The organism is Occultella gossypii, assembly GCF_019947135.1.
Lineage (GTDB): Bacteria > Actinomycetota > Actinomycetes > Actinomycetales > Beutenbergiaceae > Occultella > Occultella gossypii.
The window spans coordinates 1-20,653 of the sequence record NZ_JAGSHT010000017.1 but is presented as its reverse complement, the minus strand read 5'-3'; the positions used below and the strand labels follow the sequence as shown (position 1 = coordinate 20,653).

Annotated in this window: 17 protein-coding genes and 1 tRNA gene; 12 read left to right on the top strand and 6 right to left on the bottom strand. The window is 69.2% G+C overall.

The window, feature by feature from the left end:
- Positions 1-16 precede the first annotated feature (16 nt).
- Both KCQ71_RS17740 and KCQ71_RS17735 read right to left on the bottom strand, forming a co-directional pair.
- Complete coding sequence (locus KCQ71_RS17740) at positions 17-724, bottom strand: esterase/lipase family protein (protein ID WP_223408367.1); 708 nt, start codon at positions 722-724, stop codon at positions 17-19.
- The gene (locus tag KCQ71_RS17735) at positions 721-1,797 is read right to left on the bottom strand and encodes an adenosine deaminase (RefSeq protein WP_223408365.1); all 1,077 of its coding nucleotides are present in this window, start codon (positions 1,795-1,797) and stop codon (positions 721-723) included. Before KCQ71_RS17735 ends, KCQ71_RS17740 begins: the two co-directional genes overlap by 4 nt.
- Positions 1,798-1,871: 74 nt before the next feature.
- On the opposite strand from KCQ71_RS17735, the gene KCQ71_RS17730 reads away from it, so the two are divergent.
- Complete coding sequence (locus KCQ71_RS17730) at positions 1,872-3,131, top strand: phosphotransferase (RefSeq protein ID WP_223408363.1); 1,260 nt, start codon at positions 1,872-1,874, stop codon at positions 3,129-3,131.
- 85 nt (positions 3,132-3,216) lie between these two features.
- Complete coding sequence (locus KCQ71_RS17725; RefSeq protein WP_223408361.1) at positions 3,217-3,573, top strand: DUF3844 domain-containing protein; 357 nt, start codon at positions 3,217-3,219, stop codon at positions 3,571-3,573.
- Positions 3,574-3,663: 90 nt separating this feature from the next.
- Here the strand turns inward: KCQ71_RS17725 and KCQ71_RS17720 are convergent, their stop codons facing one another.
- Positions 3,664-4,362 carry a hypothetical protein gene (locus KCQ71_RS17720; RefSeq protein WP_223408359.1) on the bottom strand — a complete coding sequence of 233 codons (699 nt, stop codon included), beginning with the start codon at positions 4,360-4,362 and terminating at the stop codon, positions 3,664-3,666.
- Between the two features lie 88 nt (positions 4,363-4,450).
- Here KCQ71_RS17720 and KCQ71_RS17715 point away from each other — a divergent pair, with 88 nt between their 5' ends.
- Positions 4,451-4,837 carry a hypothetical protein gene (locus tag KCQ71_RS17715; protein ID WP_223408357.1) on the top strand — a complete coding sequence of 129 codons (387 nt, stop codon included), beginning with the start codon at positions 4,451-4,453 and terminating at the stop codon, positions 4,835-4,837.
- A gap of 146 nt (positions 4,838-4,983) precedes the next feature.
- On the opposite strand, the gene KCQ71_RS17710 is transcribed toward KCQ71_RS17715, so the two are convergent.
- The 3 genes from KCQ71_RS17710 to KCQ71_RS17700 all read right to left on the bottom strand — a co-directional run bounded on the left by KCQ71_RS17710 (position 4,984) and on the right by KCQ71_RS17700 (position 7,945).
- On the bottom strand, positions 4,984-5,562 hold the full coding sequence (locus KCQ71_RS17710) for a hypothetical protein (protein ID WP_223408355.1): 579 nt from the start codon (positions 5,560-5,562) through the stop codon (positions 4,984-4,986).
- A gap of 194 nt (positions 5,563-5,756) precedes the next feature.
- A complete protein-coding gene (locus KCQ71_RS17705; protein WP_223408353.1) occupies positions 5,757-6,416 on the bottom strand; it encodes a response regulator transcription factor in 660 nt (219 codons plus the stop codon).
- Complete coding sequence (locus KCQ71_RS17700) at positions 6,413-7,945, bottom strand: sensor histidine kinase (protein WP_223408351.1); 1,533 nt, start codon at positions 7,943-7,945, stop codon at positions 6,413-6,415. Before KCQ71_RS17700 ends, KCQ71_RS17705 begins: the two co-directional genes overlap by 4 nt.
- 177 nt (positions 7,946-8,122) lie before the next feature.
- Between KCQ71_RS17700 and KCQ71_RS17695 the strand changes: the two genes are divergently transcribed.
- The 9 genes from KCQ71_RS17695 to KCQ71_RS17655 all read left to right on the top strand — a co-directional run bounded on the left by KCQ71_RS17695 (position 8,123) and on the right by KCQ71_RS17655 (position 20,341).
- Positions 8,123-8,195: transfer RNA gene (locus KCQ71_RS17695), tRNA-Trp, on the top strand.
- Positions 8,196-8,251: 56 nt separating this feature from the next.
- Positions 8,252-8,839: a preprotein translocase subunit SecE gene (secE, locus tag KCQ71_RS17690; RefSeq protein ID WP_223408348.1), complete on the top strand. Its 588-nt coding sequence runs from the start codon at positions 8,252-8,254 to the stop codon at positions 8,837-8,839.
- A 157-nt stretch (positions 8,840-8,996) separates the two neighbouring features.
- Positions 8,997-9,800, top strand: a complete 804-nt coding sequence (nusG, locus tag KCQ71_RS17685) for a transcription termination/antitermination protein NusG (RefSeq protein WP_223408346.1) — start codon at positions 8,997-8,999, stop codon at positions 9,798-9,800.
- 104 nt (positions 9,801-9,904) lie between these two features.
- A complete protein-coding gene (gene rplK, locus KCQ71_RS17680; protein WP_223408344.1) occupies positions 9,905-10,336 on the top strand; it encodes a 50S ribosomal protein L11 in 432 nt (143 codons plus the stop codon).
- Positions 10,337-10,437: 101 nt separating this feature from the next.
- Positions 10,438-11,142 carry a 50S ribosomal protein L1 gene (rplA, locus tag KCQ71_RS17675; RefSeq protein ID WP_223408342.1) on the top strand — a complete coding sequence of 235 codons (705 nt, stop codon included), beginning with the start codon at positions 10,438-10,440 and terminating at the stop codon, positions 11,140-11,142.
- A 366-nt stretch (positions 11,143-11,508) separates the two neighbouring features.
- Positions 11,509-12,036 (top strand): 50S ribosomal protein L10, encoded by a 528-nt coding sequence (rplJ, locus tag KCQ71_RS17670; RefSeq protein ID WP_154792903.1) that lies wholly within the window; start codon positions 11,509-11,511, stop codon positions 12,034-12,036.
- 66 nt (positions 12,037-12,102) lie between these two features.
- On the top strand, positions 12,103-12,492 hold the full coding sequence (rplL, locus tag KCQ71_RS17665) for a 50S ribosomal protein L7/L12 (RefSeq protein ID WP_223408340.1): 390 nt from the start codon (positions 12,103-12,105) through the stop codon (positions 12,490-12,492).
- A gap of 341 nt (positions 12,493-12,833) precedes the next feature.
- Positions 12,834-16,352, top strand: coding sequence for a DNA-directed RNA polymerase subunit beta (gene rpoB, locus KCQ71_RS17660; RefSeq protein ID WP_223408338.1), 3,519 nt, complete (start codon positions 12,834-12,836; stop codon positions 16,350-16,352).
- A gap of 98 nt (positions 16,353-16,450) precedes the next feature.
- A complete protein-coding gene (locus tag KCQ71_RS17655; RefSeq protein ID WP_223408336.1) occupies positions 16,451-20,341 on the top strand; it encodes a DNA-directed RNA polymerase subunit beta' in 3,891 nt (1,296 codons plus the stop codon).
- Positions 20,342-20,653: the final 312 nt, after the last annotated feature.

Genomic DNA, 20,653 nt, shown 5'->3' with positions numbered 1-20,653 from the left:
CGGTGCACGCGGGACATCAGGTGTCGTAGTCGGCGACGGCGGCGACGATCGTGTCCTGGACCCGGGCGTCCCCGAGGATGCGGAAGTGGCCGCTGGCCGGAACCCGGATGTTGCGCGCCCCGGGCAGTGCGCTACCGGCCGGGATGTGCGGGTCCCAGGAGGCGTGCACCGAGGTGATCGCGGCGTCGACGGCGCGCTGCCGGCCGAGCCTGCGCACACCTGCGGGGGAGAGGGCGCGCACGGCCGCGACCGGCAGGTATCGCGCGTAGGACGAGCCCGCGAACGGCGTGTTCACGGCCACCATGCCGAGCACCCGGGGTGCGCCGGCCAGCCCGGCCGTCGCGACGCCGTCGAGCATCACCTGTTTGCCGATCAGGCCGCCCTTGCTGTGCGCCACCAGCACCACGGCGGGCAGCGCCAGGGTCGCGAGGTGCCTCGCGACGACGTCGGCACCGCTCCGCACGTCCGCATGGTTGAGTCCGAGCTCACGCACCACATGGACGGGGTGCCCGGCGTCGAGCAGGCGCCCGGCCAGCGGTTCCAGGAACCGCCAGGACTCGTACACGCCGGGCACCAGGACCACGGGTATGCCGGCCCCGGGTCGCGGCGTGCGCGCCCACCGGGGCTCGCGCGTGACCAGCGTGTGCGCGATCCGGCCGACGGCGTAGGCGTAGTCGGCGGCCCAGGCCGCCGCCCGGCGCGCCGCAAGACGGAGGCGCCTCACGCCGTGCCCGGGGCGTCGCTCCCGGCAGCGTGACCGGCGGCTTCCGGTGCGGCCAGCCACGCGTCCACGTCGGCGAGCATCGTGCGCTTCGAGGAATCGGCGGCGCGGGAGGCCCGGATCGAACCGCGTGCGAGCTCGGCCACCTCGGCGTCGTCGAAGCCGTGCACCGTCCGGGCGCTCTCGTACTGGGCCAGCAGCCGGGAGCCGAACAGCAACGGGTCGTCCGCACCGAGGGCGATCGTCGCGCCGGCGTCGACGAGGGTGCGCAGCGGTACCTCGTCCGGGGTCGCGTACACCCCGAGGGAGACGTTCGAGGCCGGGCACACCTCGAAGGCGATGTCGTCGGCGACGACCTTCTCGAGCAGGGCCGGGTCCTCGCTGACCCGGACCCCGTGACCGAGGCGGTCCGGGTGCAGGTGGGCCACGACCTGAGCGGCATGCTCGGGGCCGAGGAGCTCACCGCCGTGGGGGACCAGGGCCAGGCCCGCTCGGGCCGCGATGTGGAAGGCCGCGGCGAATTCCGACGTCTCCCCGCGGCGCTCATCGTTGCTGAGGCCGAAGCCGATCACCCCGCCGGGACCGTCGTCGGCGTGCCGTGCCGCGAGCCTGGCCAAGGTCCTGGCCTCCAACGGGTGCCTCATCCGCGAGCACGCGATGATGATCGCGACCTCGACCCCGGTCGCCGCGCTCGCGGCCGCGGCCTCGTCGGTGACGATCTCCAGGGCGGGCGTGATGCCGCCGACGAACGGGGCATAGGAGGTCGGGTCCACCTGGATCTCGAGGCGCCTGGATCCCTCGGCGGCATCGGCGGTGGCCGCGTCCCGGACGATCCGCCGCATCGCTGCCTCGCTGCGGACCACGGCCCGGGCGGCGTCGTACATGCGCTGGAACCGGAACCAGCCGCGCTCGTTGGCCGGCAGCCGGAGCGGGTCACCGGCGACGGTCTCCCGCAGTGTCTCCGGCAGCCGCATCCGACGCTCCGCGGCGAGCTCGGTGAGGGCCTCCGGGCTCATCGAGCCGGTGAAGTGCAGGTGCAGGTGCGCCTTGGGCAGGAGGCGGAGGTCACGGGGCACGTTCGTCACTCTAGGACGACGATGAGAGTTCTCTCATGCGGACCTCACGCCGACGTCGATCGGGAGGTGGTGAGATGGGCGGCATGGAGACGTCGGAGCCGAGCACGGCCGCACGCGAGTCACGCGATCTCGAGGAGCTCACCGGCCCGGGTCGCGTCGACATCGTGCGGGCGGCCCTGCTCGGCATCACCCCCGCCGAGGGCGCGGCACCCGTAGCGGCGCAGCTGCACCTGTCCGTGGAGGTCGACCGGGTCCACCACCGTCCGGGCGCCGGGGTCTCGGTCGGCTACCGCGTCGGCTACGACGGCGGCGGTGGACGGGTCAACGAGTACCTCGTCGCGAGCACGGCGCCGCGGCTGCCCGAGTCCGATCAGGTGGCCCTGCTCGAGGACGGTGACCGGCAGGTGCGCGTCTGGCGCCACCCGCATGACCCCGCCCTGCCTGGCCTTGCCCCGGCCTGCGACGCCGGGACCGTCGGGGGCTGGCTCGCCGACATCGGACGCCCGCCGGCCGGGCCGGTCCGGCTCGATCTGGTCAGCTACCGGCCCAGCCGCCGCGCGGTGCTGCGGGCGGGTGCCGGCACCGACGCCGTGTTCGTGAAGGTGCTGGCGCCGCGCCGGGTCGACGCGCTGCGTCGCCGCCACGAGGTGCTGGCCGAGGCCGGTGTGTCCGCGCCCCGGGTCCTGGCCCAACCCGGACCGGGTGTACTCGTCACCGAGCGGGCGCGGGGACACGCCCTGGCCGAGGCGATCGCCGCCGCGCTGACCAACCCGGCGGGACTGCCCGGACCCGAGGTGCTGGAGTCCTGGCTGGACTCGCTCCCGGCCGCGGTCGTGGACCTTCCGGCCCGCCCTTCCTGGGCGGATCGGATCGACTTCCACGCCGAGGCCGCCCGGGCCGCGCTGCCGGCCGAGGCGGACCGGATCACCCGCCTCGAGGCCGGCATCGCCGAGCTCCTCGCGCGCAGCCCGGACCGGCCACCGGTGCCCACGCACGGCGACTTCTACGAGGCGAACGTGTTCACGGCCGACGGCGAGGTCACCGCCGTCATCGACGTGGACTCGCTCGGCCCCGGGCGCCGGGAGGACGACCTGGGTACCCTGCTCGGTCACGTGGCCGTGCTGCCCGCGCTCGCACCGCGCGTCTACGCGCACGTGCCCGGGGTCCTCGGGGAGTGGACGGCCTACTTCGAGACCCGGGTGGATCCGGTGGAGTTGCGGGCGCGCACCGCGGCCGTGGTGCTCTCGCTCGCGGCCGGGACCTCCCCGGAACAGGGCATGGCGCGGCTCGCGGTCGCCGAGCAATGGCGTGCCGAAGCACAGCAGCGGACATGAGAGTTCTCTCATCCGGAGCTTCGAAAGCTCTCATCCTCGCGTGCCAGGATGGCGTCGGCCGACGAGGACTGCGAGGTGACGACGCATGCGCAAGCGAGCTGCATGGATGGTGACCGGGGCCCTGGGCCTCGCCGGGGTGGCCGGAGGATCGATCGCGTTCGTCTGGGACCCGATCGGGGAGGAGTCGCTGCCGGGGGTGGGCATCACCGCGCCGGACCAGGCCCATGCGGTGACGGGTGACGTTGCCACCCCGGCGTCGCAGGACCCGACGACCGTGGCCCCGGCGAGCGCCGTGACCGCGGTCACCGCCGCCTCGGCGTCCGATCCGGCAGCCACCGACGACGAGTCGTCCGCACCGTCGCCGGTGGCTCAGGCCTCGCCCGTCTCGGCCCAGACCCCGGCCTCGGTCGAGACTGCCCGGTCCGCAGACTCAGCCGACTGACCCACATCGACCCGCCCTGCGGAGGCGACGAACCCGAACGCCCGACGGCGTCTGCCGTCGGGCGTTCGTCATCCACAGGTGAGAGAGCTTTCATGTTCGTCTCCTTGTGGCCTCATCGGCGGGGGGAATTCTTATGAGTGTCAGCAAGAGACTCGGAGGTTCGCCGCTCGGCGGGATCGGATGGTGGAGGAACGTCATGAACAAGCGCACTGCATGGATCGTCACGGGAACGCTGGGTGTTGTGGCGGTGGTCGGTGGGGCGGTCGCTGCGACGGCCGACTCGATGGACCCGGCTCCGGCTCCGGGGCAGTCGACGACGCAGACCACCTCGGCGGCCTCGCCGGCTCCTTCGGCGGCCTCGCCCGCGGGGCCGACGGCTCCCGCGGCGCCGGCCGCCGCGGACCCGGCGACGGTGGACCCGGGTAGTGCGGTCTCGGCCGTGACCGCGATCAGCGCGGTGTCGGCCCAGTCGGCCCAGTCGGCCCAGTCGGCGCCGGCGAGCCCGGTCTCGGCTGCGTCGCCGCAGTCGGCAGCCAGCCCGGTCGCGAGCCCGGTGTCCGCGCCGTCCCCGGTCGCGAGCCCCGCGTCGGCGCCGAGCCCGGTGTCCGCGCAGAGCCCGGCCAGCGCGGCCAGCGCCCCGTCGGCCGGCTCCGGCGACTGACCCCGGCGCGCCGGCCATCCCGCCGGCGCATGGCTGGACCGAAACCGCGAACGCCCGACGGCACCCACGCCGTCGGGCGTTGGCGTGTTCGGGGTGCCGTACGGAGCAGAAGATGAGAGTTCTCTCATCATCTGTTCCTCAACGTCTCATCAACCGACCCCACACTGGATGCAGTCGAGAGCCGCCGATCGCGGCGCACACACGAGGAGCGAAGAGTTGAACAAGCGAACCGCATGGATGGTCACCGGGGCCCTGGGCGTCGTTGGTGTGGCTGGTGCGTCGATCGCTGCGGCGGCGGACAACGGCACCGGGGACGACCTGCCCGGCGTGAGCATCACGGTGCCGAGCCAATCGCCCTCACCCGTCGAGACAGCGACCCCCGCGCCCGCCCCCACGGACCCCGCAACGGTGGACCCTGGCAGCGCCGTGACCGTGGTCAGCGCGCCCAGCCCTGCGGCACCGACACCGGCCCCCGCTCCGGCACCCGCGCCGGCACCGGCCCCGACCCAGTCCGCGCCGTCGCCCGTCGCCCAGGCCTCACCGGTGTCCGCAGTGTCTGCAGCATCTCCGGTCTCGGCCGTCTCCGCCGACTCGGGGGACTGAGGTTCATCACGACGTCGGGTGGCCGCCCGTTGAGGCCACCCGACGTTCGTGTGCCCGGAGCCGGCCGGCCCCAGGCCCAGCTCCGCGTTCGTGGGTGAGAGAGGTTTCATCTTCGTCTCCTTGTGGCCTCATCGGCGGGGGGAATTCTAATGAGTGTCAGCAAGAGACTCGGAGGTTTCGCCGCTCGGCGGGATCGGATAGTGGAGGAACATCATGAACAAGCGCACCGCATGGATCGTCACGGGAACGCTGGGTGTTGTGGCCGTGGCCGGTGGGGCGGTCGCTGCGACGGCCGACTCGATGGACCCGGCTCCGGCTCCGGAGCAGTCGACGACGCAGACCACCTCGGCGGCCTCGCCCGCGGCGCCCGCGACTCCCGCGGCGCCGGCCGCGACGGATCCGGCGACGGTGGACCCGGGTAGTGCGGTCTCGGCCGTGACCGCGATCAGCGCGGTGTCGGCCCAGTCGGCCCAGTCTGCGCAGTCTGCGCCGGCGAGCCCGGTCTCGGCTCCGTCGCCGCAGTCGGCAGCCAGCCCGGTCGCGAGCCCGGTGTCCGCGCCGTCCCCGGTCGCGAGCCCCGCGTCGGCGCCGAGCCCGGTGTCCGCGCAGAGCCCGGCCAGCGCGGCCAGCGCCCCGTCGGCCGGCTCCGGCGACTGACCCCGGCGCGCCGGCCATCGCGCCGGCGCACGGCTGGACCGAAACCGCGAACGCCCGACGGCACCCACGCCGTCGGGCGTTCGGCATTTGCCTACGCGGCCCGCACGCAGTCGGGCCTTCCCGCATGGATGTGATCGGCACCGACGCCGTCGGGCCCCTCCGCGTGGTGCGCCCTACGGCACGGACGCCATCGGCCGGCTCGCGTTGACCGACGGCACTCGGCTGTCGGCTGGCTCCCGCGCCGCGGGTCCCGCCGCGGGACTCAGCGCAGCCGGTAGCCCATCCCGCGCACGGTCTCGAAACGCTCCGCGCCGAGCTTCTTGCGCAGGTAGCGCACGTACACGTCCACGACGTTCGAGCCGGGATCGAAGTCGTAGCCCCAGACCCGCGACAGCAGTTGCTCGCGGGTCAACACCTGGCCCGGATTGCGCAGGAACGTCTCGGCCAGCGTGAATTCGCGTGCCGAGAGGTCCACCTCGGTGTCCCCGGCGCGGGCTCGACGGGTGCGCAGGTCCAAGGAGAGGTCGCCGTGCACGAGCGTCGTCGGCTCGGCGGCACCGCCCTCCGACCGCAGCCGAAGGCGGACCCGGGCGAGGAGCTCCTCGAACCGGAACGGCTTGGCCATGTAGTCGTCGGCGCCGCCCTCCAGGCCCGCCACGGTGTCGGTGACCGAGTTCCGTGCGGTCAGGATGATCACCGGGAAGGTGATGTTCATCGCGCGGACCTGGCGCAGCACCGCGAACCCGTCCATGTCGGGCAGCCCGAGGTCGAGGATCATGAGATCGAAGTCGCCGGTGCTCGCGAGGTCCACCGCCTCCCGCCCGGTGGTGACGGCGGTCGGCGCGTACCCGGCGGATCGCAGCCCCTTCGCGACGAACGACGAGATCCGGATCTCGTCCTCAGCGATCAGGATCTGGCTCATCGGCGCTCCAGGGCGGTGGTGCTCGGCGCGTCGCCGGCGGGGGAGGTGGTCTCGGTCGGGTCGTCGGCGGCTTCGGAGTCGGTCGGCTCGGAGTCGGCCTTCTCGGACTCTGCCATGAGGGGCAGGTAGATGCTCACCGTGGTGCCGTTACCGAGCCTGGACTCGACCGTGGCGCGGCCACCGTGCGCGACGGCGATCGAGCGCACGATGGTCAGTCCGAGACCGGAGCCCTCGGCGGGGCTGCCGGCGCGCTCGAACCGATCAAAGATCTTGTCCAGGTGTTGCTCGGCGATCCCGGCGCCTTCGTCGCGGACCCAGAGCCGGACCTCGGTGCTCGTCGCCGAGCTACCCAGGGCGATCGTGGACCCCGGTTCGGAGAACTTCACCGCATTCTGGACGAGCTGGAGCAGTGCCTGGGTGATCCGGCGGGGGTCGACGTCGGCGGTGACGTCGGCCAGTCCGTCGAGGACCCAGCGTCGGTCCCCCAGCGGGCGGGCCTTGGTGAGGACCTCGTCGGTGAGGAGCGCTATGTCCGTGGGCTCGGCGATGACGAAGTCGGGTCGGCTGGCCTTCGCCAGCGTGACCAGGTCCTCCACCAGACCGTTCATCCGGTCGAGCTCGTCCAGGACGAGTTCCTTGGTGCTCGCAGCGTCCGTGGGGTCCGCGGGATCCATCAGTTCGAGGTGACCACGGACGATGGTGAGCGGCGTGCGCAGTTCGTGGCCGACGTCGTCGAGCAGTTGACGCTGGGATCCGAACGCGTCCTCAAGGCGTGCCAGCATCCCGTTCACGGTCTCGGTCAGCACGGCGAGGTCGTCGTTGCCGACCACTGCGATCCGCCGGGACAGGTCGCTGGAGCTGGAGATCTCGCCGGCAGTGGTGCGCAGGAGTTTGATCGGCTCGAGCAGGCTACCGACCACGAACCAGCCGATGATGGCCATCCAGACGATGGCTCCGAGCGCCACCAGGGCGTAGGTGCGGAACGTTGTTCCCAGTTCGGCGTGCTCCGCGTCGAGATTCCAGGCGAGCACGAGCGCGCCGGGGACGCCGCCCGGCTCCGGCGTGACCGGCACGGCTGCCACGTAGTAGTTCCGCGCGTCGGTGGTGACCTGCCAGAACCGAGACCTCTCCAAGCTGGCTGAACTGGCGACCGCGGCGACGAGTTCAGGGTCCTCGTCCAGCCACTGCTGCGTCGGGCCGGCGCCGGCTTCGAGTGCTACCTCGGTTCCCAGCATTCCGAACATCGCCTCGTTCGGCTGCACCACCATTCGGCTCAAGGCCGTGCGCAGCAGGGCATCCGCGCTCGCGAAGGCCGCGCCGGTGGCGGGGTCGATGCCCTGCTGCGCGAGTTTCGTGAACTCGGCCACCGAATCCCTCAGGACGGCTTCGATGCGGTCGTCGATGCGTTGGGACTCGAGGATGTAGGCCGTCGTGCCGGCGAGGGCGACCGTGACGGTCGTGAGCAGCACGAGCGCGACCAGGACCCGGGTACGCACCGAGGCGCGCAGACGGAATCGACGGGTGGCCATCGGTCGATTATCGCGTAGTCGCGAGGCGGGCGCTCCGGGAGGGGGAGTGAGCCGCTGCACACGAGTTCGACCCATGGCGCGGACTCCCGTACACTCATCCGAGGTGGTTGACGCCCGCCATGATGGAACACGCCCGCGAGGGGTCGTGGTCCGCGGTTCGGGCGGCACTCATCGCAAAGGGTAGTGGCGCAATTGGTAGCGCACCGGTCTCCAAAACCGGCGGTTGAGGGTTCGAGTCCCTCCTGCCCTGCACAGTCAGTCGATCGCCGGTCGATCCGTCACACACGAACGAGTTGGGGAATATCTGTGAGCACTCCCACGAACCCGGAGTCGGGCGAACCCGACAGCGGCGAACGTGGCGACGTCACCGACCCCACGGAGGGCGTCACCCCAGGTGATGCCATCGGCTCGGCGGACGCGGACGAGGAATCGCTGGACGAGGCGGGTGACGCCGAGGTGCCTGCCGAGGACGCCGATGCGAGCGCCGACGAGGCCTCGACCGAGCAGTCCGCGGCCATCTCGAGCCGCGGCAGCCGGTCCAAGCGCACCGCATCGGACTCCGCCGAGAGCACGACGACCAGGTCCGGGTCGTCGAAGTCGTCGGCTCGCTCCTCCTCGAGCAAGGCCGTGGCCGCGTCGGCAGGTGCCGGCAAGGGCCGAGCGACGCGCAGCCGTGCGGAGGCCGAGCGTGAGGTCCGGCCGAACGTGTTCGCGAGGATCGCGCTCTTCGTCCGCCAGGTCATCGCCGAACTCAAGAAGGTCGTCACCCCGACCCGGTCGGAACTACTGACGTTCATCGCCGTTGTCGTGGTGTTCGTGCTGATCGTCATGGCATACGTCGGTGTGCTGGACTTCGCGATCGGCAAGCTGGTGCTCTGGGCGTTCGGCGCCTAGCGCAACGGCCCCCCGGTTGCCCGGAGACCACTCCGGGACGGCTCCGGTATGGCGTCGGCGGTACGAAGCGGGACAATGGCGAGGTCGGGACGGTTCCGATCTCGACGAAGCATGCAGGATCAACGAGCAGGACAAGACGAGGGAAGCAGGTCAGGACGTGTCTGAAGAGACCCGCGACGTGGACGAGACGGTCGACGTCGTCGAGGAGGTCGGCGCCGAGGGCGTGGACTCCGCCGACGGTGCGGACTCCGCGGACATCGCCGAGGACTCGGCCGTGTCCGACGGCGATGCCGACGCAATGGACGAGGCCGATGCAGTTGACGAGGCCGCCGTCGAGGACGAGGCCGCTGTCGAGGACGAGGACCCCCTGGTCGCGTTCCGCCGCGAGCTGCGCTCGCTCCCCGGTGACTGGTACGTGATCCACTCCTACGCCGGCTACGAGAACCGTGTGAAGGTCAACCTCGAGTCCCGGATCCAGTCCCTCAACATGGAGGACTACATCTTCCAGGTCGAGGTGCCCATGGAGGAGGTCGTCGAGATCAAGAACTCCGTCCGCAAGGTGGTCCGCCGGGTGCGGATCCCCAGTTACGTGCTGGTGCGGATGGATCTGACCGACGAGTCCTGGGGCGCCGTCCGGCACACTCCGGGTGTCACCGGCTTCGTGGGCCACACCCACTCCCCGGTCCCGCTGAGTCTTGACGAGGTCATGTCGATGCTCGCCACGACCGTGGAGCAGAAGGCGCCGGCAACGACCGGTGGACGCGCCACCGCCGCTACCCCCGCCGTGCAGGTCGACTTCACTGTCGGCGAGTCGGTCACCGTCACCGACGGTCCGTTCGACACGCTGCCGGCCACCATCTCCGAGATCAACGCCGAGGGCCAGAAGCTCAAGGTGCTGGTCTCGATCTTCGGCCGCGAGACGCCCGTCGAGCTGTCGTTCAACCAGGTCGCCAAGATCTGACCCGCTCACCCGAGCAGGGGCCCGCCACGGTGGGTCCTGACCGCAAGGTCGTGCAACCGGGTCATCGCCCAAGGCGTCGGCCCACCAACAGGAAGCAGTAGAGCATGCCCCCCAAGAAGAAGGTCACCGGCCTCATCAAGCTCCAGATCCAGGCCGGCGCAGCCAACCCCGCGCCGCCGATCGGCCCCGCGCTCGGTCAGCACGGCGTGAACATCATGGAGTTCTGCAAGGCCTACAACGCGGCCACGGAGTCGCAGCGCGGCAACGTGATCCCGGTCGAGATCACCGTGTACGAGGACCGTTCGTTCACGTTCATCACGAAGACGCCGCCGGCTGCGGAGCTCATCAAGAAGGCCGCCGGCGTGGCCAAGGGCTCCGGCACCCCGCACACCACCAAGGTCGGTTCGCTGACCAAGGACCAGGTCCGCGAGATCGCTCAGACGAAGTTCGACGACCTCAACGCCAACGATCTCGACGCCGCGTCGCTGATCATCGCCGGCACCGCCCGTTCCATGGGCATCAGCGTCAAGGACTGAACCCGTCCCTGATCCACCCCCGCGGTGAGCATCATGCGCACCGCACAGTGGAAGGGCCCGCGCGGGCCCGCACCACGACTGCTCACATGAAGGAGAAGCAGATGACTACGCGCAGCAAGGATTACCGCAAGGCCGCCGAACTCGTGCAGGCCGATCACGTCTATGCCCCGGCGGAGGCCATCGAGGTCGCCCGCAAGGGTGCCGCGACGAAGTTCGACTCGACCGTCGAGGTCGTGTTCCGGCTCGGCGTCGACCCCCGCAAGGCCGACCAGATGGTTCGCGGCACCGTGAACCTCCCGCACGGCACCGGCAAGACCGCCCGGGTCCTGGTGTTCGCCACCGGTGACCGCGCGGAGCAGGCCATCGCGGCCGGCGCCGACGAGGTCGGCGGCGACGACCTGATCGAGAAGGTCGCCGGCGGCTACACCGACTTCGACGCGGCCGTGGCCACGCCGGACCTGATGGGCAAGGTCGGTCGTCTGGGCCGCGTGCTCGGGCCCCGTGGCCTGATGCCGAACCCGAAGACCGGAACCGTCACCATGGACGTCGCCAAGGCCGTGACCGACATCAAGGGCGGCAAGATCGACTTCCGAGTGGACAAGCACGGGAACCTGCACTTCATCATCGGCAAGGTCTCGTTCGACCAGGAGAAGCTGCTGGCGAACTACACGGCCGCCTTCGAAGAGGTCATGCGCCTCAAGCCGGCGTCCTCCAAGGGCCGCTACATCACCAAGGCCGTGCTGAGCACGACCATGGGCCCCGGCATCGCGATCGACCCGGCGAAGCTTGCGGTAGAGACCGCCTGAGTCCGATCGCCTGATCCGCTGGTCGGATCCCGGCAGCATCTCGCACGCCCGGTCCGGTCCCTCCATCGGAGGGGCCGGACCGACTGCGTTCGGGGCGCCGGACGACCGGGGCGGGTCAGTGGCACATCACACAGGCCCTGGGATTTGGTCAGGCACCAGCGGCTGTGTACAGTGGAACTTGCCCAAGACCGCCGGTCGCCCGTCACACGACGGGGCCAAGTCCGCAGATGCGGAGCCAGCGTAGGTGGACGAGTTCGATCAAGTGCCGGAGCGTCAGCGTTCCGAATCCGAACCCCGTGCATCTGCGCGGGGTTCTTTCCGTATGTGCGCCCTCGACCTTCGCGGCACATCTCGGAAGGAGGGCCCATGGCACGGCCTGACAAGGCGGCAGCAGTTGCCGAACTGACGGAGAAGTTCCGCCAGTCCACGGCCGCTGTGCTGACCGAGTACCGCGGGCTCACGGTGGCCCAGCTCAAGGCGCTGCGCACCGATCTCGGCGGTACCACCAGCTTCGCCGTGGTGAAGAACACGCTCACCGGCATTGCGGCCAAGGAAGCCGGCATCGACGCGTTCGATGGCGAGCTCACCGGGCCGTCGGCCATCGCCTTCATCTCCGGTGATCCGGTCGAGGCGGCGAAGAGCCTGCGTGACTTCGCCAAGGCGAACCCCAAGCTGGTTATCAAGGGTGGTGTCCTCGACGGGCGCGCCCTGACGTCCGCGGACGTCACCAAGCTCGCGGACCTCGAGTCCCGCGAGGTGCTCCTGGCCAAGGCGGCCGGCGCGTTCAAGGCGAAGCTGCACCAGGCGGCCTACGTCTTCAACGCTCCCGCTGCCAAGGCGGTGCGCACCATCGAAGCCCTGCGTGAGAAGCAGGCGACGGAGTCCGCGGCCTGAGGCCCGGTCTTCGACCAACCACACACTGCTTCTCCGCAAGCAGGACCAACAGGAAGGAACGCCATCATGGCGAAGCTCAGCACCGACGAGCTCATTGACGCTTTCAAGGAGCTCACCCTGATCGAGCTCTCCGAGTTCGTGAAGCAGTTCGAGGAGACCTTCGAGGTCACCGCCGCCGCTCCGGCCGCCGTTGCGGTCGCCGCCGGCCCCGCCGCCGGTGGTGGCGACGACGAGGCCGAGGAGCAGACCGAGTTCGACGTCATCCTCGACTCCGTCGGCGACAAGAAGATCCAGGTCATCAAGGAGGTGCGCGCCCTCACGAGCCTCGGCCTGAAGGAGGCCAAGGACCTCGTTGACAGCGCCCCCAAGGCGATCGTCGAAGGCGTGGCGAAGGACGTCGCCGACAAGGCGAAGGAAACCCTCGAAGGCGCCGGCGCCACCGTCACCGTCAAGTGATCTGACGGCGGGTGGTCAGTTCCGCCGGTTCACGCCGCAAGGCGATGACACCGGGCGCTCGGAGCCGGGCAGCCCGCCGGCATTACCCGGCCACGCCAATAACGAGGCCACAATGACGAGGCCCGCACCGATTCCGGTGCGGGCCTCGTCGCCACTGGACAGACGTAGCCAAAGTGGCTATGCTGTCGCTTTGCGCTGTCTTCTGCCCCCAGCACACGCTTCCCGAACCGGGTCCATCACACACGTCCGCGTGCGCGATGTCTGGCCCGGGCGAAGTTCGGGCGGGGTTTGTTTGGGGTGGTCCGGCGCGCGTGCACACAATTCGTAGGGAAGGACCCCTCTTGGCTGCCTCGCGCACCCCTTCTGCTCCGACCACCGACGCCATCGCCCAACGTACCGCCTCTCGCCGGGTCTCCTTCGCAAAGATCCACGAGCCTCTCCAGGCACCCGACCTTCTCGGGCTGCAGACCGACAGCTTCGACTGGCTGCTCGGTAACGAGGACTGGCAGGCGCGGGTTCAGGCTGCCGTCGACTCGGGCAACAACGACGTCACCATGACCTCCGGTCTCGAGGAGATCTTCGAGGAGATCTCGCCGATCGAGGACTTCGGGGCGACGATGTCGCTGTCGTTCCGGGACCACCGGTTCGAGCCGCCGAAGTACACCGCCGACGAATGCAAGGAGAAGGACTTCACCTACTCCGCGCCGCTGTTCGTCACGGCGGAGTTCGTCAACTACACGACCGGCGAGATCAAGTCGCAGACGGTCTTCATGGGCGAGTTCCCGCTGATGACCGAGCGCGGCACGTTCATCATCAACGGTACCGAGCGGGTCGTCGTCTCCCAGCTCGTCCGTTCGCCCGGTGTGTACTTCGAGCGCACCCCGGACAAGACGTCCGACAAGGACATCTTCACCACCAAGGTGATCCCGTCCCGTGGCGCGTGGCTCGAGTTCGAGATCGACAAGCGTGACGCAGTCGGCGTCCGCGTCGACCGGAAGCGGAAGCAGTCGGTCACGGTCTTCCTCAAGGCCCTCGGCATGACCGAGAGCGAGATCCGCGAGTCGTTCGCCGAGTACCCGTCCGTGCTGGAGACGCTCGAGAAGGACAGTGTCCACACGCAGGACGAGGCGCTCCTCGACATCTACCGCAAGATTCGCCCGGGCGAGCCGCCCACGGTCGAGGCCGGCACGGCGCTCCTCGACAACTTCTACTTCAACGCCAAGCGCTACGACCTGGCGAAGGTCGGCCGCTACAAGGTGAACAAGAAGCTCGGCGTCGATGCTGCGATCGACGACTCGGTCCTCTCCCGCGATGACATCGTCGGCACGATCAAGTACCTCGCCGCCCTGCACAAGGGCGAGGCCGAGATCCCCGGCCTGAAGGACGGCAAGGAGGTGGCCGTTCGCGTCGAGACCGACGACATCGACCACTTCGGCAACCGTCGCATCCGCGCCGTCGGTGAGCTGATCCAGAACCAGGTGCGTACCGGGCTGTCCCGGATGGAGCGCGTGGTCCGCGAGCGGATGACGACTCAGGACGTCGAGGCGATCACGCCGCAGACCCTGATCAACATCCGTCCCGTGGTGGCCTCCATCAAGGAGTTCTTCGGGACCAGCCAGCTGTCGCAGTTCATGGACCAGAACAACCCGCTCGCGGGTCTGACGCACAAGCGTCGCCTGTCCGCGCTCGGCCCGGGTGGTCTGTCCCGTGACCGCGCCGGCATGGAGGTCCGTGACGTTCACCCGTCGCACTACGGCCGGATGTGCCCGATCGAGACCCCTGAGGGTCCGAACATCGGTCTGATCGGTTCGCTGGCGACGTACGCCCGCATCAACCCGTTCGGTTTCGTCGAGACCCCGTACCGCAAGGTCATCAAGGGTCGCGTCACCGACGATGTGGACTACCTCACCGCCGATGACGAGGACCGGTACGTCATCGCGCAGGCCAACGCCCCACTCACCGAGGACGGCCACTTCGCCGAGTCCGACGTGCTGGTCCGGGTCCGCGGCGGGGACACGTTGGACATCGCAGCGGAGAACGTGGACTACATGGACGTCTCCGCGCGTCAGATGGTCTCCGTCGCCACCGCGATGATCCCGTTCCTCGAGCACGACGACGCGAACCGTGCCCTCATGGGTGCGAACATGCAGCGCCAGGCCGTGCCGCTGGTCCGCAGCGAGGCCCCGCTCGTGGGTACCGGTATGGAGCGCCGTGCGGCGGTCGACGCCGGTGACGTGATCGTGGCCACCAAGCCGGGTGTCGTGCAGGAGGTCTCCGCGGACGCGATCGTCGTGGCCCAGGACGACGCCTCCACGTTCACCTACCGGGTGGCCAAGTTCCGTCGCTCCAACCAGGGCACCTCCTACAACCAGCGTGTGCTGGTCGAAGAGGGAGCCCGGGTCGAGGTCGGTTCGGTGCTCGCGGACGGCCCGGCCACGGATGAGGGTGAACTCGCACTCGGGCGCAACCTGCTGGTCGCGTTCATGTCGTGGGAGGGTCACAACTACGAGGACGCGATCATCCTCTCCCAGCGCCTGGTCCAGGACGACGTCCTCTCCTCGATCCACATCGAGGAGCACGAGGTCGACGCCCGCGACACGAAGCTGGGGCCGGAGGAGATCACCCGGGACATCCCGAACGTCTCCGACGAGGTCCTCGCGGACCTCGACGAGCGCGGCATCATCCGTATCGGTGCCGAGGTCGGCGCCGGTGACGTGCTGGTCGGCAAGGTCACGCCGAAGGGTGAGACCGAGCTGACTCCGGAGGAGCGCCTGCTGCGCGCCATCTTCGGTGAGAAGGCGCGTGAAGTGCGCGACACCTCGCTGAAGGTGCCCCACGGTGAGTCCGGCACGGTGATCGAGGTGCGTGAGTTCAACCGCGAGGACGGCGACGAGCTGCCCCCGGGTGTGAACCAGCTGGTGCGTGTCTACATCGCGCAGCGACGCAAGATCACCGACGGCGACAAGCTCGCCGGCCGCCACGGCAACAAGGGTGTCATCTCAAAGATCCTGCCCATCGAGGACATGCCGTTCCTTGAGGACGGCACCCCTGTGGACATCATCCTGAACCCGCTCGGCGTGCCCGGCCGGATGAACGTCGGCCAGGTCCTCGAGACCCACCTCGGGTGGGTCGCGAAGCAGGGCTGGGAGGCCGGCATCGAGGATGCCAAGAACGGGAAGGTCCCGGCGTGGGCGAAGAACCTCGCCCCGGAGGCGCTCAAGGGCGCACCCGGAACCCCCGTGGCGTCGCCGGTGTTCGACGGTCTGCACGAGGACGAGTTGACGGGCCTGTTGGACTCCACGACCCCCACCCGGGACGGGGACCGGCTCGTGGATGCGTCCGGCAAGGCGCGGCTGTTCGACGGCCGCTCCGGCGAGCCGTTCCCGGAGCCGATCGCTGTCGGCTACATGTACATCCTGAAGCTGCACCACTTGGTGGACGACAAGATCCACGCGCGTTCGACGGGTCCGTACTCGATGATCACGCAGCAGCCGCTGGGTGGTAAGGCGCAGTTCGGTGGTCAGCGGTTCGGCGAGATGGAGGTGTGGGCCCTTGAGGCCTACGGCGCCGCCTACGCGCTGCAGGAGCTGCTCACCATCAAGTCCGACGATGTCCCCGGCCGCGTGAAGGTCTACGAGGCCATCGTCAAGGGCGAGAACATCCCCGAGCCGGGCATCCCCGAGTCCTTCAAGGTGCTCATCAAGGAGATGCAGTCGCTGTGCCTGAACGTCGAGGTGCTCAACTCCGACGGGACCTCGATCGAGATGCGTGACACCGACGAGGAGGTGTACCGGGCCGCTGAGGAGCTCGGTATCGACCTCTCCCGTCGTCCCGACGCGAGCAGCGTCGAAGAGATCTGAGCGGCCCCGTCAGCGGTCGGGTCCACGTGACCCGACCGCTGACGCCCCCCTCATCCTGATTGGTTCCACACGGTGTTTCACCGAAGGAAGTAGGAAAATTGCTCGACGTCAACGTCTTCGACGAGCTACGTATCGGTCTCGCGACCGCGGACGAGGTCCGCGCCTGGTCGCACGGTGAGGTCAAGAAGCCGGAGACCATCAATTACCGCACCCTGAAGCCCGAGAAGGACGGCCTCTTCTGCGAGAAGATCTTCGGCCCCACCCGGGACTGGGAGTGCTACTGCGGCAAGTACAAGCGCGTGCGCTTCAAGGGCATCATCTGTGAGCGCTGCGGCGTCGAGGTGACCCGCTCCAAGGTCCGACGCGAGCGGATGGGCCACATCGAGCTCGCCGCCCCGGTCACGCACATCTGGTACTTCAAGGGTGTTCCGTCCCGTCTGGGCTACCTGCTCGACCTGGCGCCGAAGGACCTCGAGAAGGTCATCTACTTCGCGGCCTACATGATCACCTCGGTCGACACCGATGGCCGTCACGAGGACCTGCCGAGTCTGCAGAACGAGATCGACCTGGAGAAGGCCGACATCTCGAAGCGTCGCGACCTCGACGTCGCCAACCGCAGCGAGCGCCTCGAGGCCGACCTGGCCGAGCTCGAGGCCGAGGGTGCCAAGGCCGACGCGCGCCGTAAGGTCAAGGACTCCGCCGAGCGCGAGATGGCTCAGATCCGCAAGCGTGCGGACAACGAGCTGGACCGCCTCGAGCAGGTCTGGGACCGGTTCAAGAACCTCAAGGTCGCCGACCTCGAGGGCGACGAGATGCTGTACCGCCAGCTGCAGGACCGCTACGGCAACTACTTCGAGGGTTCGATGGGTGCCGGCGCGATCCAGAAGCGCCTGGAGACCTTCGACCTCGAGGCGGAGTCCGATTCGCTGCGCGAGACGATCCGCACCGGAAAGGGCCAGCGCAAGACCCGTGCCCTGAAGCGGCTGAAGGTCGTCAACGCGTTCCTGACGACGAACAACTCTCCGCTGGGCATGGTGCTGGACTGCATCCCGGTGATCCCGCCGGACCTGCGTCCGATGGTGCAGCTCGACGGTGGCCGGTTCGCGACCAGCGACCTGAACGACCTCTACCGCCGCGTGATCAACCGCAACAACCGGTTGAAGCGACTGCTGGACCTCGGCGCACCCGAGATCATCGTCAACAACGAGAAGAGGATGCTCCAGGAGGCCGTCGACTCGCTGTTCGACAACGGCCGCCGTGGTCGTCCGGTGACCGGCCCGGGCAACCGCCCGCTCAAGTCGATCTCGGACATGCTCAAGGGCAAGCAGGGCCGGTTCCGTCAGAACCTGCTCGGCAAGCGCGTCGACTACTCCGGTCGAAGCGTCATCGTGGTCGGCCCGCAGCTCAAGCTGCACCAGTGCGGGCTGCCCAAGCAGATGGCCCTCGAGCTCTTCAAGCCGTTCGTCATGAAGCGGCTCGTGGACCTCAACCACGCGCAGAACATCAAGAGCGCCAAGCGCATGGTGGAGCGCGCGCGCTCCGTCGTGTGGGACGTGCTCGAAGAGGTCATCACCGAGCACCCCGTGCTGCTGAACCGGGCACCGACGCTGCACCGACTGGGCATCCAGGCCTTCGAGCCACAGCTGGTCGAGGGTAAGGCGATCCACCTGCACCCGTTGGTGTGTGGTGCGTTCAACGCCGACTTCGACGGTGACCAGATGGCCGTCCACCTGCCGCTCTCCTCGGAAGCGCAGGCCGAGGCCCGCATCCTGATGCTCTCGAGCAACAACATCCTCAAGCCGTCGGACGGTCGTCCGGTGACCATGCCCTCGCAGGACATGATCATCGGTCTGTTCCACCTGACGTCGGACCGTGAGGATGCGCTCGGCGAGGGCCGTGCCTTCACCTCCCCGGCGGAGGCCTTCATGGCCTTCGACGCGGGCGAGCTCGACCTGAACGCGAAGATCACCCTGCGGCTGACCGACTTGGTCCCGCCGGAGGGCTGGGAGGCGCCGGAGGGCTACTCCGAGGGCGACGCGATCCTGTTCGAGACCACGCTCGGCCGGTCCCTGTTCAACGAGGCCCTGCCGGTGGACTACCCGTTCATCAACACGATCGTGGACAAGAAGGTGCTGTCCGGGATCGTCAACGACCTCGCGGAGCGCTACCCCAAGGTGGTCGTCGCGGCCAGCCTGGACGCGCTCAAGGAGGCCGGCTTCAAGTGGGCGACCCGCTCGGGCGTGACCATCTCGATCTCCGACGTCGCGACACCGTCGAACAAGGCGCAGATCCTCGAGGGCTACGAGGCGAAGGCCGCCAAGGTCCAGGGCCAGTACGACCGCGGTCTGCTCACCGACGACGAGCGTCGTCAGGAGCTCGTGGAGATCTGGAACCAGGCCACCGACGAGGTCGCCGCAGCCATGCGGGCGAACTTCTCGAAGAACAACCCGGTGAACCGGATGGTCGGCTCGGGTGCCCGTGGTAACTGGATGCAGGTGCGTCAGATCGCCGGTATGCGCGGCCTGGTGGCCAACCCGAAGGGTGAGATCATCCCGCGGCCGATCAAGTCCAACTACCGCGAGGGTCTGTCGGTGGTCGAGTACTTCATCGCCACCCACGGTGCCCGTAAGGGTCTGGCCGACACCGCGCTGCGGACGGCCGACTCGGGCTACCTGACCCGTCGTCTCGTGGACGTGTCGCAGGACGTCATCATCCGTGAGGACGACTGCGGGACCGAGCGGGGTCTGACCCTGCCGATCCTGGAGCGCACGCCCAGCGGGCAGGCGCGCCGCGCGGACACCGTCGAGACCAGCGTCTACGGACGCAGCCTCGCGGGTTCGGTCTCGTCGCCCGACGGCGAGGTGCTCGGCGAGGGTGGTGACGACGTCGGGGACGTGCTCCTCGACAAGCTCATCGAGGCCGGCGTGGAGCAGCTCAAGGTCCGGTCGGTGCTCACGTGTGAGTCCCGCGTCGGTACCTGCGCCAAGTGCTACGGCCGCTCGCTGGCCACCGGCAAGCTGGTCGACATCGGTGAGGCCGTCGGCATCATCGCGGCCCAGTCCATCGGTGAGCCCGGCACCCAGCTGACGATGCGGACCTTCCACACCGGTGGTGTGGCGAGCGCCGAGGACATCACGCAGGGTCTGCCCCGTGTGACCGAGCTGTTCGAGGCCCGCACCCCCAAGGGTGAGGCCCCGATCGCGGAGATCGCCGGCCGCATCGCCATCGACGAGAGCGAGCGCTCGCGTCGCCTGGTGATCACGCCCGACGACGGCAGCGAGGAGATCGCCTACCCGGTCACCAAGCGGTCGCGGCTCCTGGTGCACGATGGCGACCACGTCGCCGTCGGCCAGCAGCTGGTCGCCGGTGCGGTTGACCCGAAGAAGGTGCTGCGGATCCTCGGTCCGCGCGCGGTGCAGAAGCACCTCGTGGACGAGGTCCAGGAGGTCTACCGCTCCCAGGGCGTGGACATCCACGACAAGCACATCGAGGTCATCGTCCGGCAGATGCTGCGTCGGGTCACGGTGCTCGACTCCGGTGAGTCCCGGCTGTTGCCGGGTGAGCTGGCCGAGCGTTCGCGGTTCGAGGACGAGAACCGTCGGGTCGTCTCCGAGGGTGCCCAGCCGGCTTCGGGTCGACCCGAGCTGATGGGGATCACGAAGGCCTCGCTGGCGACCGAGTCGTGGCTGTCCGCGGCGTCCTTCCAGGAGACCACGAAGGTGCTGACCGAGGCCGCGATGAGCGGACGCTCGGACTCCCTGCTGGGTCTGAAGGAGAACGTCATCCTCGGTAAGCTCATCCCGGCCGGGACCGGCCTGCCGCGCTACCGCAACGTGCGCGTCGAGCCGACCGAGGCCGCGAAGGCCGAGATCTACCCGAGCTTCGGCTACGACGAGATCGACTACACGCCGGTCTCCGAGGGCTCCGGCGAGGCGATCGCGCTCGAGGAGCTCGACCTGGGCCGCGGCTTCGAGGCGGACTTCCGCTGAGTCGCACGACCTGATCGACCACTGAATGGTCCGGCATCCCGCGAGGGGTGCCGGACCATTCGTGTGTCCGGCACCGGATCGGTGGCCGCCGGCCCGGGCGGACGCGGTGCGTGGTCGCGGTGAGGCCAGTCACATCTGGCGAAGAGGGGAATGTTATTGAAAGTTCACCTATTGAGAGGTGCATGACTTCTCACAAGATCGGCATCGTCGTCAGCTCCTCCCGTCCGACCCGGATCGGCACCAAGGTCGCCCAGTGGGTCGGCGCCCAGGCGCCGAACGACACCGAGATCGACATCATCGACCTTGCCGAGG

Coding starts and splice junctions, on each gene's coding strand:
- KCQ71_RS17730 (WP_223408363.1), top strand. CDS start 1,872: ATGGGCGGCATGGAGACGTCGGAGCCGAGCACGGCCGCACGCGAGTCA.
- KCQ71_RS17725 (WP_223408361.1), top strand. CDS start 3,217: ATGCGCAAGCGAGCTGCATGGATGGTGACCGGGGCCCTGGGCCTCGCC.
- KCQ71_RS17720 (WP_223408359.1), bottom strand. CDS start 4,362: ATGAGAGAACTCTCATCTTCTGCTCCGTACGGCACCCCGAACACGCCA.
- KCQ71_RS17705 (WP_223408353.1), bottom strand. CDS start 6,416: ATGAGCCAGATCCTGATCGCTGAGGACGAGATCCGGATCTCGTCGTTC.
- KCQ71_RS17700 (WP_223408351.1), bottom strand. CDS start 7,945: ATGGCCACCCGTCGATTCCGTCTGCGCGCCTCGGTGCGTACCCGGGTC.
- rplK (WP_223408344.1), top strand. CDS start 9,905: ATGCCCCCCAAGAAGAAGGTCACCGGCCTCATCAAGCTCCAGATCCAG.
- rplA (WP_223408342.1), top strand. CDS start 10,438: ATGACTACGCGCAGCAAGGATTACCGCAAGGCCGCCGAACTCGTGCAG.
- rplJ (WP_154792903.1), top strand. CDS start 11,509: ATGGCACGGCCTGACAAGGCGGCAGCAGTTGCCGAACTGACGGAGAAG.
- rplL (WP_223408340.1), top strand. CDS start 12,103: ATGGCGAAGCTCAGCACCGACGAGCTCATTGACGCTTTCAAGGAGCTC.